The sequence below is a fragment of the Vibrio genomosp. F10 str. 9ZD137 genome, assembly GCF_049974785.1.
Taxonomy (GTDB): Bacteria; Pseudomonadota; Gammaproteobacteria; order Enterobacterales; family Vibrionaceae; genus Vibrio.
The window spans coordinates 1-569 of sequence record NZ_JBNGCJ010000022.1 but is presented as its reverse complement, the minus strand read 5'-3'; the positions used below and the strand labels follow the sequence as shown (position 1 = coordinate 569).

Below are 569 nucleotides of genomic sequence, written 5' to 3'. Positions count from 1 at the left end.
AGCGCCACTTAGTAAGGCGTTATGCGCCAACCGTAGAGAATATATATGTCCAGTTTCAAATTGGTTCCAGAATTGTATTGCGAAGATATTGAAGTTACTAAAAAATTCTATGTTGAAGTGTTTGGCTTTGAAGTGAAATATGAAAGAGTCGAAGAAGAGTTTGTATATTTCACTTTAAATGACGTTGATATAATGGCTGAAGGAATAAACGGAGTTGGCCGTCGATGGATTACTGATAAAATGGAAAAACCATTTGGCAGAGGCGTCAATTTCCAATGGGACGTTTCTGAAATAGATGAATTGTATTTTAGAGTAAAGGCATCTGTACCAGATTCGATTTTTCTTGAAATGGAAACCAAAGAATACCAATGTGCAGATCAAGTTGCTGTACAGAAGCAATTTATTGTTCAAGATCCTGATGGTTATTTATTTAGGTTCTGTTGCGACAATTCAGGCGCATAACAAGCAATTTAAACGGAACTAAAACAGTTTGCCATGTTTCGTTCCTCAACAAGTTTGGCAAACAATTTTAGTCCGCTTAATGTGGGCGTTAGGCGGCCTATTACATT

1 protein-coding gene is annotated in these 569 nt (G+C 36.9%); it reads left to right on the top strand.

Features of this window, described 5'->3' with window-relative positions:
* Positions 1-45: 45 nt before the first annotated feature.
* Positions 46-462, top strand: a complete 417-nt coding sequence (locus tag ACP45E_RS00320; protein WP_017038646.1) for a bleomycin resistance protein — start codon at positions 46-48, stop codon at positions 460-462.
* The last annotated feature ends 107 nt before the right edge of the window (positions 463-569 follow it).